The sequence below is a fragment of the Cupriavidus sp. C1SS-2L genome (assembly GCF_057073735.1).
In genome coordinates this window covers 979,324-994,470 of sequence record NZ_CP172709.1, presented here as the reverse complement: position 1 = coordinate 994,470, position 15,147 = coordinate 979,324, and the positions used below count along the sequence as shown (strand labels likewise).

Sequence of the window (15,147 nt, the reverse complement as noted above, 5' to 3'; positions counted from 1 at the left end):
CCTGATGGATCCGACATGAAAGCCCTGCCCCGCCTGGACCAGTTCCTGACCTACCGCCTGCACCAGGTCAACAAGCTCAGCGACAAGGACAGCGCCTACGCGTACCTCGAGCAATGTGGCCTGCTGCTCAGCGAAGGCCGCTGCCTGGCCGCGATTGGCGCGTTCGCGCCGTTGTCGGTCAATGCGCTCGCGCAGAAGGCCAACCTGACCAAGGGGCAGGCCAGCCGTTCGGCGCAAGCGCTGGTGGATCGCGGGCTGGTCAGCAAGTCGGCAAGCAAAGCCGACGGGCGCGGCGTGGTGCTCACCCTGACGCCGCAGGGCAAGCCGCTGTACCGGCAGGCCATCGCGTTGATCGCCCGGCGCAATGAAGAGATCTTCGGCTGCCTGAGCGAACAGGAGCAGGCGCTGCTCGCCAGCCTGCTGGACCGGCTCGTCGCCCATGCGAGCCGCGAAGAACCGTCCGACGACGCCTAGCCCCTACCGCCTCAGGCTGTTGACCTCGCCACGCGCCGTTTCGCGCCGCGCGGCCTCCGCCACCTCATTGCTCACTACCGTCTGGCCGATCGGCGCCAGCGCGATACCGGCCAGCTTCAGGTGCTGGATCGCGAACGGAATCCCGATGATGGTCACGAAGCACGCGATGGCCGACATCACGTGGCCGATCGCGAGCCAGATGCCGGCAAAGACGAACCACAGCACATTGCCGACCATGCCGAGCGCACCGGTGCCGATGTCGTCGCGCTGGTTCAGCTCGCGCCGGCTGATCGCCTGCTTGCCGAACGGGAAGAACGTGAAGCTGCCGATCACGAAGCACGCCTTGCCCCACGGGATACCCACGATCGAGCAAAACGCCAGCAGCCCCGCCAGCCACCAGGCCAGGCCCATGAAGACACCGCCAAGGATGAACCAGAGGAAATTGCCGATCGCGCGCATGCGGGGATTCCGGGACGAGTAGAAGAGAGCACGATGATACGCGCCGGCAAAAGCGTACCCGTTTCTGCGCGCCTGCCGCAGGGCCTTCAGCGGTCCGGATTTCTGCCACAGATGACCGGCCTGGGACACTGGAAGATCGCCTCTCGCTGTCCTGCCGGAGCAAAAGCGTACCCGTTTCTGCGAACGTACCCGTTTCTGCGAACAGCCAAAGCGTACCCGTTTCTGCGTACGCGTCCGTGACAGCGCAGGCCGCGCCGCGGCGATAGAATGTGCGCTCCTTTTTCGCTTTTGGCCGCACGCTTTGAGCGCGGTTCGACTGCCCGAACGTGGTCCTGACCCCGCATATGGCCGGAGGGTCTCCGGAGGCGATCCAGGCGTCGGTCGATCAGTTCCTGGAGAACGCCCGCCGCCACTTTGCCGGCGAGTCGCTGCTGACGCCTGTCTGAGCGACGCGCACCCTCAAGCGGAGGGAAACGTCACGCGCACGCGCAACCCCGGGCCCGCGTCTTCCAGCGACACGCGCGCGCCATGCGACTGCGCGATCTCGGCCACGATGGCAAGTCCCAGCCCGCTGCCGCCGGTCGGCGCATCGGGCAGGCGGTAGAAGCGGTCGAACACGCGCCCCCGCTCCGCCGCGGGAATGCCCGGCCCGTTGTCGCTGACCACAAGCTCGACCGCGCGGCCCCCCGTCGCCTGCCTGACCTGGACGTCCACGCGGCTGCCGCGCGGGATGTAGGCGAGCGCGTTGTCGATCAGGTTGGTCAGCAGGATGCGCAGCGCATCGGCATCGCCGTGAACGCTTGCAACCGGCACGCTGTCAGCGTCGAGGCCGAGGTCGATTTCACGATCCAGCGCAGCCTGCGCCATGTCGGCCACCACGGTGGATGCCACCTCGTGGAGGTCCACCGGCTCCTGCGGCAACGTCACGGCTCCCGGCTCCTGGCGCGCGAGCGTCAGCAGCTGTGCCACCAGATGGGTCAGCCGCTCGAGCCCCTGGCGCAGGTTGCTGACTGCCTGGCGCCGCGCCTGCGGATCTTCGGCGCGCTCGACCAGTTGCGCCTGCAACTGCAGCGCCGTCAGCGGCGTGCGCAGCGCGTGCGCGGCATCGGCCACGAAGGCGCGCTGGGTATCGATCGCATGCGACAGCCGCCCCAGCAGCTGGTTGAGCGCGTCGCTGAGCGGCGCGATCTCGTCCGGCATCGGGCGCACAGCCAGCGGCGTGAGCGCGTTCGCATCGCGCGCACGGACTTCGGTGGCGATCTCGCGCAGCGGCCGCAGCCCACGGCCCACCGCCATCCACACCAGCCACGCCAGCAGCGGCAGCAGAAGCAGCAATGGCGCCACGGTGCGCAGCGCCATGCGCGCCGCGAGCGTGCGTCGCGCGCTCATCGGCTGCGCGATCTGAACGACTGCGGGGCCGAGCTGCATGCTGTACAGACGCCATTCGCCTTCGCCCGTGGTGACGTTGGAGAACCCAAGCTCAGCGCGCGCCGGCAGCGCCGGATGCGCGTGCGACAAGTACAGGCTGCGGCCGGAGCCGTCCCAGATATGGATGACCACGTCCTCGTCGGCATGGAGCAGGTCAGCACCTGGGCCGCCCTCCATCAGGAACGGCGGTGCCACCGGATCGGCGAACTGGCTAGGCAGCGCGGCCGCGACCTGCTTCATCTGGTAATCGAACAAGGCGTTGGCCTCTTGCCGCGCCTGGCCGTAGATCAGCACGGTCGCGATGGCGATGCCCGCCATCAGCCCGGCCGCAAGCCACCACAGCAGGGTTCGCTGGATCGAACGCATCAGTTGCCCGGTCCCTCTTCGAGCCGGGGCATGACATAGCCCACGCCGCGGATATTGCGGATCAGCGCGGCGCCGAACTTCTTGCGCAGCGCGTGGATGTAGACCTCGACCGTATTGCTGCCCACCTCGTCGTCCCAGCTGTACAGTCGTTCCTGCAACTGCGCGACCGACCAGACCTTGCCCGGGCGCGCCATCAGCGCCGACAGCAGCGAGAACTCACGCGCGGACAGGTGCACCGGTTCGCCATTGAGGGTGACCTCGCGCGTGGCCGGGTTCAGCGAAATGGCACCGTAGCTGAGGATCGGCTCGGCCCTTCCTTCGGCGCGGCGCGCGAGCGCGTGCATGCGCGCGGCCAGCTCCTGCAGGTCGAACGGCTTGACGAGGTAATCGTCGGCGCCCGCATTGAGTCCCGCCACACGATCGGCAATCGCGTCACGTGCGGTCAGGATCAGCACCGGCGTCGACACGCCGCGCGCGCGCAGGGCACGCAGCACGTCAAGCCCCGAGCGGCGCGGCAAGCCGAGGTCGAGCAGGATCAGGTCATAGCACGCGCCTTCGTCGGCACCGCCCGAGCCTCCCGTTGGCGTGCCCGCGGCAAGGCCCGCCTCGCCATCCTGCACCCAGTCCACCGCAAAGCCTTCCTGGCGCAACGCAAGCTTCACGCTGTCGCCGATCATGGCATCGTCTTCCACCAGCAGCACGCGCATGTCTTATCCGATATGTGGGCGGCCGTGACTGAGCGTATCGGCCAGCGCGCGCGCCAGGCCCGGCAGCGCGGGATAGCTCGCGGTAATCACGTAGACAGGCAGCTTGTCGAGATAGCCGCGCATGCGGCCCTTGGCGACGAAGCGCGCATTGAAGGCCGACGCCTGCAGCGCTGGCACGAAGCGCGGCAGGATGCCGCCACCGAGATACACGCCGCCAAGCGCGCCCATTACCAGCGCGATGTCCGCTGCGACAGATCCGAGCAGGCCAAAAAACACCGCCATGGTGCGCTCGCAGAGCGGATCGTGCCGTGCGAAGGCACCCGTCGTGACCTGCTCGGGCGTCAGCGGCACGTCCACGCGCGTACCCGTTTCTGCGGACAGCGCGGCATGGATCTGCGACAGCCCCATGCCTGACAACAACCGCTCCGCCGACACCCGCCCAAGGCTCGCGTGCGTGGCGCGCCAGGCGATCCACTCGTCGTCGGTCACGGGCATGAGTTCGATATGGCCGCCCTCCCCCGCCAGCGCCACGGCGCCACCGCCCGGCGCGGGCACCAGCCCCGACACGCCCAACCCGGTGCCAGGCCCGATCAGCGCACGCGGCGCAGTGGCCACGGCTTGGCCGGAGCGGATCTGCACGAGATCGTTCGCGCCAAGGTAAGGCAAGCCCAGCGCCAGCGACGTGAAATCGTTGATGGCCACGAGCGTCTGCAGCCCGAGCGCTTGCCGCGTGGCTTCGATCGAGAAGGCCCAGTCGTGGTTGGTCAGGCGAACGTGGTCGCCCGTGACCGGATTCGCGAGACCGATGGCAGCATGGCGCGGCAACTTGGCACCCGAGGCAGACAGCGCATCGCGGTAGTGGCGCATGGCCGCTTCCAGCGACGGATGGTCGGCCACCTTCAGCGCGGTCACGGCGCCGATCTGCATCGGCGCCGTTTCCAGTGCGAAGCGCACATTGGTCCCGCCCACGTCGGCCAGCAAACGCGGATAGGCGGTGTCATCGGGCACGGCGGAAGCAGCCATGGCGTTGCTCATGCACGGAAAAGGTCGAAGCCGCGGCGCTGGTTGGCCAGCACGATGCTGACCGGCAGCGCCGGCGTCGGGCCTTGCATTGCGCGGGCCAGCACCTCGGCCTTGACCTTGCCTGCGACAGCAAGGAAAGCACGCTCGGCAGCGAGGATCGCGGCAAGGTTCAGCGTCACGCGCACATGCGGCGCGCTCGACGGATGGGTAATGAGGTACCCGGGCTTCGGGTCGCTGAGTGCGGTCTGCAGTTCGGGCGCATCCGGGAACAGCGATGCGGTGTGCCCATCCTCGCCCATGCCGAGCACCACGACGTCGGGTTGCCGGAATGCCTTGTTGAGCCGCGCCACGGCGCTCGCCGGGTCCGCGACCTCAGCGGCATCCGCGATCAGCGGCACGAACGCCGCACTGGCCGCGGCTTCGCGCAGCAGGTGTGCGCGCACGAGCCCGCCATTGCTGTCGGGGTGGTCCGGCGGCACCACGCGCTCGTCGACCAGCGTGATGGTCACTGCGTCCCAGCGCACGGGGCGGTAGCGCAGGCGCTCGAACATCGGCACCGGCGAGCGGCTGCCGGACACCGCGAGCACGGCCCAGCCGTTGACGCGGATCGCCTGGTCCAGTGCATTGCCGATGGAAATGGCCAGCGCCTCGGCCTGGTCCATCGCGTTTGCATGCTCGAATTCGCGCATGGCGGTATCTCCAGTCAGGCTTCCTCGTGCCACAGCGAGTCGTCGCGCGACATCAGCGCCGACGACGCCGCCGGACCCCACGTGCCCGCGGTATACGGCTTGGGCGGCACGTTGCTTTCTTCCCATGTGTCGAGAATCGGCTCGACCCAGCGCCACGCCTGCACCTGCTCGTCACGCCGCACGAACAGGCCCAGCCTGCCGCGGATCACGTCGAGCAGCAACCGTTCATAGGCGCCCGCGCGGCGCACCTTGAACGAGTTGGCGAAGTCCAGGTCGAGCGAGGTGGGCGTCAGTTCCAGCGTGTCGCCAGGCTGCTTGACCAGGAAGTACAAGCGGATGCTTTCCTCGGGCTGCAGCTGGATCACGAGCCGGTTCTGCGGCGACAGCGTCAGCGGCCGCGGAAAGATGGCATGCGGCACATCGCGGAAATGCACCACGATCTCGGCCACGCGCGACTGCATGCGCTTGCCCGTGCGCAGGTAGAACGGCACGCCTTCCCAGCGCCAGTTGGCGATCTCCGCCTTGATCGCGACAAAGGTCTCGGTCCGGCTGTCGGCGGCAATGCCTTTCTCGTCGAGGTAGCCCGGCACCGGCTTGCCCCCGATGGCGCCGGCGCGATACTGGCCGCGCACGGTCTTCTCGGCCACGGCCTGCGGCGTAATCGGCTTGAGCGCCTTGAGGATCTTGATCTTCTCGTCGCGGATCGCGTCTTCCGACAGGCTGCTCGGGGGCTCCATGGCCACCATGCACAGCAGCTGCAGCAGGTGGTTCTGCACCATGTCGCGCAAGGCGCCCGTGCGATCGTAGAAGTCTCCGCGCGTCTCGACGCCGAGTTCCTCGGCGATCGTGATCTGCACATCCTGCACCCACTCTCGCCGCCACAGCGGCTCGAACAGCGCGTTGCCGAAGCGGATTGCCATCAGGTTCTGCACCGACTCCTTGCCGAGGTAATGATCGATGCGGTAGATCTGGTCCTCGGCAAAGAATTTCGCGACTGCGGCGTTGATCGCTTCGGACGATTCGAGATCGTGCCCCAGCGGCTTTTCCAGCACGATCCGGACATTCGGCGTGTTCAGCCCGGTACGCGCCAGTTGCTCGCAGATCGGCACGAAAAGATGTGGCGCCGTTGCAAGGTAGCACACCACCACTTCGGGGCGGCGCGACAGCACCTTTTCGGCGAGTGCATCGAAGTGCGCGGGCACGCGTGCGTCGGCCTGCACGTAGCAGATGCGGGCCAGGAACGCGGCCCATGACTCGGGCGGCGCATGCGCCAGGCCCGGCCGTACGCCCTGCTCCAGCGACGCAATGTAGTCTTCCTGGCTCAGTGGCTGGCTGCCCGTCGCGAGAATGCGCGCACGCGGGTGCAGCAGCCCGGCATGGTGGGCTTCATAAAGCGACGGCAACAGCTTGCGCCGGGCCAGGTCGCCGGTGCCGCCGAACAGCACCATGTCGAAATCAGGCATGCTCACCGTGGGCTCCTAGGCATGAGGATGGCGGTCAGAACGCGCGCATGCGCGGCACCTGCCCGATGCGGCCGCATGCAATGAGTGTCCCGCAGCGGCCCATAAGTTCCGGCCAGTTTACGTGAGTCCCCGCCGCTTGGCGAGGCGAGCGGGCCACAAAGCGTACCCGTTTCTGCGTGCCCACTGGCTGCGTCGCTCCACCGTGCAGCGTGCCGCGAAGTGCGCTAGGCTGGAAGCAACCCCGCAGGAGAAACCTATGCCACGTCACCCAGTACTCGAACGGGTCACGGCCCGCATCGTCTCGCGCAGCGGCCCTTCGCGTCAGGCCTACCTTGACCGCACCCGCGCCATGGCGGGCCAGAAAGTCGAGCGCAGCCAGATTTCCTGTACCAACCTCGCGCACGCCATCGCCGCTATGCCGGACGAGGCGAAGATCCGGCTCAAGGCCGACGAGCGGCCCAACCTGGCGATCGTCTCGTCTTACAACGACATGCTGTCGGCGCACCAACCGCTGGCGGCCTTCCCGAAGTGGCTCAAGGAGGCCGCGCTGGAAGCCGGCGGCACGGCGCAGTTCGCCGGCGGCACGCCTGCCATGTGCGACGGCGTAACCCAGGGCCAGGACGGCATGGACCTGTCACTGTTCTCGCGCGATGTGATCGCATTGGCCACGGCGGTGGCACTGTCGCACCAGATGTTCGACGGCGCGCTGTATCTCGGCGTCTGCGACAAGATCGTGCCAGGGCTGGTGATGGGCGCGCTGTCGTTTGGCCACCTGCCGGCGGTGTTCGTGCCGGGCGGCCCCATGATCACCGGCATGAGCAATGACGAGAAGGCGCATGTGCGCCAGCTCTATGCCGAAGGCAAGATCGGCCGCAAGGAGCTGCTCGAGGCCGAGACACGTTCCTATCATGGCCCCGGCACGTGCACGTTCTACGGCACCGCCAACTCCAACCAGATGCTGATGGAAATGATGGGCCTGCATCTGCCGGGCACGGCCTTCATCAATCCCAACACGCCGCTGCGCGAAGCGCTGACACGCGAATCGGCCCGGCAGGCCTTGCGCCTCGTGCATGGCGGCGAACGGTATACGCCTGTGGCCGACGTGCTCGACGAGCGCGCCTTCGTCAACGGCATCGTGGGCCTGCTGGCCACGGGCGGTTCGACCAATCACACGCTGCACCTGATCGCCATGGCACGCGTGGCCGGCATCGTACTGACGTGGGACGATTTCGATGAACTGTCGGCCGCGGTGCCGCTGCTCGCGCGCGTCTACCCGAACGGCAAGGCCGACGTAAACCAGTTCCAGGCGGCCGGCGGACTGTCGGTGGTGATTCGCGGTCTGCTCGAACTCGGCCTGCTGCATGACGATGTCAACACGGTGGTCGGCCGCGGGCTGGAGGCCTATACGCGCGAGCCCGTGCTGCGCGATGGCAAGCTCGAATGGACGGATGGGCCCAAGGCCTCGCTCGACGACACGATCGTGCGCGGCCCGGCGCAGCCGTTCGCGGCGGACGGTGGCATCAAGGTGCTCGACGGCAGGCTCGGGCGTGCGGTCATCAAGACTTCTGCAGTGAAGCCGGAACACCAGGTCGTGGAAGCGCCTGCGATCGTGTTCGAGCACCAGGACGACGTGATCGCGGCATTCAAGCGCGGCGAGCTCGAGCGCGATTTCGTCGCAGTGCTGCCGTGGCAAGGCCCGGCATCATGCGGCATGCCGGAGTTGCACAAGCTCACGCCGACGCTGACGGTGCTGCAGGACCGAGGCTTCCATGTCGCGCTTGTGACGGATGGACGCATGTCGGGCGCATCGGGCAAGGTGCCGGCGGCCATTCACGTCTGTCCGGAGGCGCTGAACGGTGGCGGTATTGGGCGCGTGCGTACCGGCGACATGGTGCGCGTGGATGCGCCGGCCGGTGTGCTGACCGTGCTGGTGGCAGATGCCGAGTGGGACGCGCGCGAATCCGCACGCCCCGACCTGCGGGCCAATCGCCATGGCGTCGGACGCGACCTGTTCGCGACCTTCCGCCGCAACGTCAGTGATGCCGAAGCGGGCGCCTGCACGCTGTTCGCCGACGAAGACGCGCGCGACTGACTCAGCGAACTAGCCCGCGCGCCGCAACGGATTGGCGCGCGGATCGGGCGTTGCGGTCGGCGGTGTGGTGACCGGCGTGGCGCCCGGGTCTGGCATGCGCACCTCCTGGATCGGTGATGCGAGCTTGCAGCCCGCGTCCTCGAGCACCTTTTTGATGCGCTCGTAGAACGCGTAGCGCACCGTCCAGTAGTCCTCGCTCGAAGTCCAGCAGCGCAGGTTCAGCGTGACGCCCTGCTCGGTGTAGTTGACGACCATCGCCTCGGGCTTCGGCTCCGGCAACAGGCGCGGCTCGGCGGACAGCATCATGTGCAGTGCGTCCAGGCCCTTGTGCATGTCACCGCCGAACGCCACCGTGGTCTCGATGTCGATGCGGCGCGACGCGTTCTCGCTGTAGTTCGTGATCGCGCTGCCCCACAGCTTGCCATTGGGCACGCGCAGGCAGACACCGTCAGCCGTGGTCAGCTCGGTCATGAACAGGCTGACCTCGCGGACCGTGCCAGCAACCCCTTGAGCATCGATGTACTGCCCGACGCGGAACGGCCGCAGCAGCACCAGCATGAGGCCGGCTGCAATGTTCTGCAGCGTTCCCTGCAGCGCCAGCCCGATCGCAAGGCCGGCCGCGCCGAGCATGGCGATGATGCTGGCCGTCTGCACCCCGAACTGGGACAGCACCAGCACGATGGTAAGCACGCGCACCATCCACTGGAACGTGTTGGCCAGCATCGGCCGCACGGTTTCATCGAGGTGCGTGCGGCCCAGCGCGCGCTGCGCCGATTCGGCCGCACACGCCGACAACCACCATCCCGCGATCAGGATCAGTACGGCGACCAGGCAGTTCATGCCTTGATGCACGGCCAGCTGCACCAGGTAGTTCCATGCGGTATCGAGCTTCACGGCGTCCATATTCCAGTTCATGAGAAGCGGCTCCAGGTCGGGGCGTACCCGTTTCTGCGCGCGTATGCCAGGCCGTTATGCGACACAAGGCGCAATGTGAAGCAACGGATCAGGCGCGTTGTCAGGCCAAAATGTCAGACATTCACCGACAAATGGCGCCATTAGGCGGGATTACGCTGTTTTTCAGAGGACAGCCGGAAAGGGAATTGGTTTCCGGCATCGACGGCCGGACGGCAAGCCGCGTCAGCGTACGCGGTCGGCACGCCACGCGCCAGGCGTGACGCCGAACGCTGAACGGAAGCGGTTATTGAAGTGGCTGGGCGAGGCAAACCCGGCGCGCATAGCGATCTCACGCAAGCACAGGCCCGGCTCGCCCAGCAGTCGCAGCGCGCGTTGCAGCCGCGCTCGCAGGATCCAAGCATGCGGCGGCATGCCGAAGCTCACGCGGAACATGCGCGCAAAGTGGTATTCCGACAAACCCGCCAGCGCTGCCAGCTCACCGAGCGTCGGATTCTGTTCGGGATGGGCTTCGATCCAGTCGCGCACCATGCGGCGCGCCGCTGCAGACAATCCGCCTCGCCAGTCGGTGCCTGCGCGATGGGTGGCATGGCTGAGCAGAAGATGCGTGACGGCATCATGCGCAAGCGCGTTGCCGGCCATGCGCGCATCGGGCGCCTGCCAGTCGAGCATGGCCAGGCGCTGGCCGAACGCGAACAGGTGCGGATCCTCGGCGAAGGTCAGGTCGCGCAATTGCAGCCCGCGCGGCTCGCGATCGAGCAGCCGCACGCAATGCCAGGCGACGTAGCCGGGATCGAAGTACAGATGCAGGAAGCGCTGGGTACCCCCGACATGCCAGCGCGACTCATGATCCGCGGGCAACAGGCACAGGCGGCCGGGAGCGCCGAGATTGCCGGGCTGATCGAGCCGGTACGTCGAATGGCCGCCCTCGAGGTAAACCGACAGCGTATGGTGGCCCGGTTGCGCGTAGGCGGTGTCGTCATGCCCGTTGCGCCACAGCGCGAGGCCAAGCCCATCGCCAAGCGCGGCGGCGCGTTCCAGCGAGGCACGTGAGCCCGTCAGCGCGTTGAACACCGCATGGTGTCGCAGCGGGTCATTCCCGGTGTGGAGGCTGGTGTCAGGAGCGGCCATACGTGTCTGAAGAGTGCCTGGCGACTATACCGCGATCGCCCGCCCGACGTTGCCGGACGACACCACACATGCACGCAGAAACGGGTACGCTCTGGGCCTCGGGGCCCCAGTCATCAGGCCGGATGGTCGTGCAGGCGGTCGCGGTGGGTCAGCGCCGGGAACAGGCGCATCCAGACCGCCACCACCAGCAGCGTGCCCACGCCGCCGAGGATCACCGCGCCGACCGGCCCCAGCAGTGCCGCCGTCACACCCGACTCAAACTCGCCGAGCTGGTTGGATGCACCGATAAAGACCGAGTTGACGGCGCCGACGCGTCCGCGCATGTCATCGGGCGTATCGAGCTGAACCAACGTCGAGCGCACCACCACGCTGATCATGTCCGATGCGCCAAGCACCACCAGCGCGGCCATCGACAGGGGCAGCCAGTGCGATACGCCGAACACCAGCGTGGCCGCGCCGAACAGTGCCACGGCACCGAACATCACCTTGCCCGCACGGCGGTTGAGCGGATGGTGGGCCAGCCACAGCGCGGTGACCAGCGCCCCGATCGCGGGCGCCGAGCGCAGCAGCCCAAGCCCCCACGGGCCGGTGTGGAGAATGTCGCGCGCATAGATCGGCAGCAGCGCCGTCGCGCCACCGAGCAGGACCGCGAACAGGTCCAGCGAGATCGCGCCAAGCAGCACCGGGCGGCTGCGGATATAGGCAAACCCGGCAAACAGCGTCTTCACGCTGACCGGCGCCGTTAGCCGCTGCACCGGCTGGCGCAGCGTCAGGCCGCTGACGAGGATCGCGGCGAACACGAACAGCGTGGCGCTCAGCGCGTACACCACGCCTGGCCCCGCAACATAAGCGAAGCCGCCGATGGCCGGGCCGATGATGATGGCCGCCTGCCCCGCGGAACTGGACAGCGCCACCGCGCGCGGCAACTGGCGCTGCGTTACCACGCTCGGCAGCAAAGCCTGCAGTGTGGGCGTTTCGAACGCCCGCGTCGCACCGATCAGCGCCACGAACACGAAGATGTGCTCGGGATTGATCCGCCCGGAGAGGCTGGACACTGCCATCGCGACAGCGATCAGCGCTTCCAGCGCCTGGCAGGTCCGTACGATGCGGCGACGGTCAAAGCGGTCCGCCATATGGCCCGACATCAGGATCAGCGCGACCGACGGCAGGAACTGCACGAGCCCCACCAGCCCGAGCATGAACGCATCACGCGTCAGGTCATACATCTGCCAGCCAACCGCCACGGTGAAGATCTGGTACCCGATGGTCGTGCACAGGCGCGCAAACCAGAAACGGCGGAATGAAGCATCACCGAAGACGCTGTCGGACGCTTCGGCAGTGGTGGCGGCGGGGGAAGACATGGGAGCAGTCGCGGCGGCGGGTGCCGGTCAGGGAGATGGATGGCGTGGCTTGCGGCTAGCTGCGGAGCGGCCAGCTGCGGAGCATCCGGCTGCACAGCGCGCCATTAGGGCAAAGAGCGTTATTCTACGGCGGCATGGTGGATCGCGTGCATACAGCTGCCGACATTCGCACACGGCGTGAAGAGAGGGGCTCTCTGACCCGCCGCGTTGCTATCCCAGGCGCCAATGCGCGCAAAACGGCACTTCCATGCAAAACGGCCCGCACGCTGCGGGCCGTTTTGCATCCGGAATGCGCTCGGGTCAGACGATCTCGCGCGTTTCCAGGAACTGCACGTCCGGGAATTTTTCCTGGGTGAGGCGCAGGTTGACCATGCTGGGCGCCAGGTAGACATGGTCGCCGGCGCCGTCGAGCGCCACGTTGTGGCCGGCCTTGGCAATGAGCTTTTCGATCTCGGCCGGCGCGCCCTTGAGCCAGCGCGCGGTCGCGCATTCGTGCGACTCGAAAATGGCATCGACGCCGTACTCGTGCTCGAGCCGGTGCGCCACCACGTCGAACTGCAGGATACCGACCGCGCCAAGCACGAGTTCGTTCGACGCGAGCGGGCGGAACATCTGCGTGGCGCCCTCTTCCGCGAGCTGCTGCAGGCCCTTCTGCAGTTGCTTGACCTTGAGCGGGTTGTTCAGTCGCGCGCGGCGGAAGAACTCGGGCGCGAACGACGGGATGCCCGTGAACTTCAGCGGCTCACCCTCGGTGAAGACATCGCCCAGCCGGATGGTGCCGTGGTTCGGCACGCCGATGATGTCGCCCGCGTAGGCCTCTTCCGTCGTGTTGCGGTCCTGCGCCATGAACGTGATGGCGTTGTTGATCGCCACGGTCTTGGCCTGCGACACGTGCAGGAGCTTCATGCCGCGCTCGAAGCGGCCCGAGCACACGCGCACGAAGGCAATGCGGTCGCGGTGGCGCGGATCCATATTGGCCTGGATCTTGAACACGAAACCCGTGAACTTGCCTTCCTGCGGCTCGACCACGCGCGACTCGGTATTGCGCGCGAGCGGCGGGGGCGACAGCTGGCACAGCGCGTCGAGCAGAGATTGCACACCGAAGTTGTTGATGGCGGAGCCGAAGTAGACCGGCGTCTGCTTGCCGGCCAGGAACGCTTCCTTGTCGAACGTGTGCGAGGCACCGCGCACCAGTTCGATCTCGAGGCGCAGCTCGTCGGCCTGGCTGCCAAGGATGCGGTCAAGCTCCGGGTTGTCGAGGCCATCGAGAATGGCCGCCGTACCCTTGTCACCGTGCGGATCGAACAGCTGCACCTTGTCGTCGATCAGGTGGTACACGCCCCGGAAGGCCTTGCCCATGCCGATCGGCCAGGTCATCGGCGCGCACTGAATCTGCAGCACGTCTTCGATTTCGTCGAGCAACTCGATCGGCGAACGGCCTTCGCGGTCGAGCTTGTTGATGAAGGTGAGGATCGGCGTAGCGCGCAGGCGGCAGACGTTGAGCAGCTTGATGGTCTGCGCTTCCACGCCATTGACCGAGTCGATCACCATCACGGCCGAGTCCACGGCAGTCAGCGTGCGGTAGGTATCTTCGGAGAAATCCTCGTGGCCCGGCGTGTCGAGCAGGTTGACGATGTTCTCCTCGGCCTTGCCGTCGGCAGCTTCGCGGCGGTACGGGAACTGCATCACCGACGAGGTCACCGAAATGCCGCGCTGCTTTTCCAGCTCCATCCAGTCCGACGTGGCATGGCGGTCAGCCTTGCGCGCGCGCACTTCGCCGGCCACCTGGATCGCGCCGCCGAACCACAGCAGCTTTTCGGTCAGAGTGGTCTTGCCCGCGTCGGGGTGGGAGATGATGGCAAAGGTGCGTCGACGCGCAATTTCGGATACGAGCGAGCTCACGGCAGCGGATAGGGATCGGGTAGATTGCAGGGCCCGGCATGCGGGAGCCGACCGGGCAACGACGAGGACCGCAGGGTGGCGGTCGAGCCGGCACTGCGGGCACGCACGAAAGGGAATGGGGCGCTATTTTACCGGTTCGCCGCCCTGGCCGGGCAACGCATCCGCCTGCTGGCCGCGCAGGCTGCCGAACTGCAGCGCGTACTGGCGCGTCAGTTCTGCGCCGAAAAAGAAGATCTGTGCAGAGTAATACACCCACAGCATCAGCGCCACGACCGAGCCGGCGGCCCCATACGACGATGCCACCGCGCTGTTGCCGAGGTAAAGGCCAATCAGGCGCTTGCCGACCGAAAACAGCACTGCAGTGATGATCGCGCCCATGGTGACATCGCGCCAGGCAATGCGCGCGTTGGGCAGCATCTTGAAGATGACGGCGAACAACGCCGTCACCACGGCAAACGAGAACAGCGTCGACAGCACATCGGCCACGGGCGCGAACCAGGACTGCGTCCACAGCGCGCCCCAGAAGCGATCGATCACGGCAAGCGCCGCGTTCACGATCAGCGAAACCAGCAGCATCAACGCCAGCACCAGCACCAGGCTGAACGAGAGCAGCCGCGAGCGCAGCAGTTGCTGCCAGCCCGCCGTCGCCGGCACCGGCACGTGCCAGATATCGTCCAGGCTGCTCTTGAGTTCGGCAAAGGCGCTGGTAGCACCGACAAACAGGATCCCGGTGGCGATGATCGCGGCCACCCCGCTGCCCCCGGCGCGATGCGTGGCAGCCAGGATGCTCTGGATCGCACTCGCACCCTGTTCGCCGACCAGATCTTGCAACTGCTCGAAAATCTCGCCGCGCGCGGCCTCTGCGCCGAAGAACAGGCCGGCGATCGATATCACCAGGACCAGTATCGGGGCCAGCGAGAACAGCATGTAGAACGAGAGTGCGGCGCCCTTGCTGGCAGCACGGTGCGCGAACCACGACTGAACCGCGGCAACCACCACGCGAACCGTGCGCTGGCCGGTGTGGCGATCAGGCAGGAAGCGTCGCAGGCCAAAGTGCGGACGGCGGGCGTGGCGGTCCGTTGGATCGGACAGGTTGTGCTCATCAGCAGTCATGCTCGGGAGACCTTCGCAGCACCACGG

Annotated in this window: 13 protein-coding genes and 1 pseudogene; 3 read left to right on the top strand and 11 right to left on the bottom strand. The window is 67.0% G+C overall.

Annotated elements, in window-relative coordinates:
• Positions 1-15: 15 nt before the first annotated feature.
• Positions 16-474: a MarR family winged helix-turn-helix transcriptional regulator gene (locus ACIGJG_RS22265; protein WP_011301432.1), complete on the top strand. Its 459-nt coding sequence runs from the start codon at positions 16-18 to the stop codon at positions 472-474.
• A 3-nt stretch (positions 475-477) separates the two neighbouring features.
• Here ACIGJG_RS22265 and ACIGJG_RS22260 read toward each other — a convergent pair whose 3' ends face one another.
• The gene (locus ACIGJG_RS22260; RefSeq protein ID WP_011301433.1) at positions 478-933 is read right to left on the bottom strand and encodes a YccF domain-containing protein; all 456 of its coding nucleotides are present in this window, start codon (positions 931-933) and stop codon (positions 478-480) included.
• A gap of 311 nt (positions 934-1,244) precedes the next feature.
• Between ACIGJG_RS22260 and ACIGJG_RS22255 the strand changes: the two are divergent.
• A pseudogene (locus tag ACIGJG_RS22255) lies at positions 1,245-1,379 on the top strand (2-hydroxyacid dehydrogenase); the annotation flags it as partial.
• 13 nt (positions 1,380-1,392) lie between these two features.
• Here ACIGJG_RS22255 and ACIGJG_RS22250 read toward each other — a convergent pair.
• From ACIGJG_RS22250 to zwf, 5 genes are read right to left on the bottom strand one after another with little or no spacing between them, the layout of a single operon-like run.
• Positions 1,393-2,727, bottom strand: a complete 1,335-nt coding sequence (locus tag ACIGJG_RS22250; protein ID WP_140949805.1) for a sensor histidine kinase — start codon at positions 2,725-2,727, stop codon at positions 1,393-1,395.
• Positions 2,727-3,434, bottom strand: coding sequence for a response regulator (locus ACIGJG_RS22245; RefSeq protein ID WP_011301435.1), 708 nt, complete (start codon positions 3,432-3,434; stop codon positions 2,727-2,729). The genes ACIGJG_RS22250 and ACIGJG_RS22245 overlap by 1 nt, the downstream gene beginning before the upstream one ends.
• Before the next feature lie 3 nt (positions 3,435-3,437).
• Complete coding sequence (locus ACIGJG_RS22240) at positions 3,438-4,469, bottom strand: glucokinase (protein ID WP_011301436.1); 1,032 nt, start codon at positions 4,467-4,469, stop codon at positions 3,438-3,440.
• A complete protein-coding gene (pgl, locus tag ACIGJG_RS22235) occupies positions 4,466-5,146 on the bottom strand; it encodes a 6-phosphogluconolactonase (protein ID WP_011301437.1) in 681 nt (226 codons plus the stop codon). Before pgl ends, ACIGJG_RS22240 begins: the two co-directional genes overlap by 4 nt.
• 14 nt (positions 5,147-5,160) lie before the next feature.
• Positions 5,161-6,609, bottom strand: coding sequence for a glucose-6-phosphate dehydrogenase (zwf, locus tag ACIGJG_RS22230; RefSeq protein WP_011301438.1), 1,449 nt, complete (start codon positions 6,607-6,609; stop codon positions 5,161-5,163).
• Positions 6,610-6,865: 256 nt separating this feature from the next.
• Here zwf and edd point away from each other — a divergent pair, with 256 nt between their 5' ends.
• Positions 6,866-8,701 (top strand): phosphogluconate dehydratase, encoded by a 1,836-nt coding sequence (gene edd / locus ACIGJG_RS22225; RefSeq protein WP_483673934.1) that lies wholly within the window; start codon positions 6,866-6,868, stop codon positions 8,699-8,701.
• 9 nt (positions 8,702-8,710) lie between these two features.
• On the opposite strand, the gene ACIGJG_RS22220 is transcribed toward edd, so the two are convergent.
• From ACIGJG_RS22220 to ACIGJG_RS22200, 5 genes are all read right to left on the bottom strand, one after another.
• Positions 8,711-9,616 carry a mechanosensitive ion channel family protein gene (locus ACIGJG_RS22220; RefSeq protein WP_483673933.1) on the bottom strand — a complete coding sequence of 302 codons (906 nt, stop codon included), beginning with the start codon at positions 9,614-9,616 and terminating at the stop codon, positions 8,711-8,713.
• Positions 9,617-9,838: 222 nt separating this feature from the next.
• A complete protein-coding gene (locus tag ACIGJG_RS22215) occupies positions 9,839-10,744 on the bottom strand; it encodes a helix-turn-helix transcriptional regulator (protein WP_483673932.1) in 906 nt (301 codons plus the stop codon).
• Between the two features lie 113 nt (positions 10,745-10,857).
• A complete protein-coding gene (locus ACIGJG_RS22210) occupies positions 10,858-12,105 on the bottom strand; it encodes an MFS transporter (RefSeq protein WP_483673931.1) in 1,248 nt (415 codons plus the stop codon).
• 300 nt (positions 12,106-12,405) lie between these two features.
• Positions 12,406-14,007, bottom strand: coding sequence for a peptide chain release factor 3 (locus tag ACIGJG_RS22205; RefSeq protein WP_011301443.1), 1,602 nt, complete (start codon positions 14,005-14,007; stop codon positions 12,406-12,408).
• A gap of 123 nt (positions 14,008-14,130) precedes the next feature.
• Positions 14,131-15,120 (bottom strand): YihY/virulence factor BrkB family protein, encoded by a 990-nt coding sequence (locus tag ACIGJG_RS22200; protein WP_011301444.1) that lies wholly within the window; start codon positions 15,118-15,120, stop codon positions 14,131-14,133.
• Between the last annotated feature and the right edge of the window lie 27 nt (positions 15,121-15,147).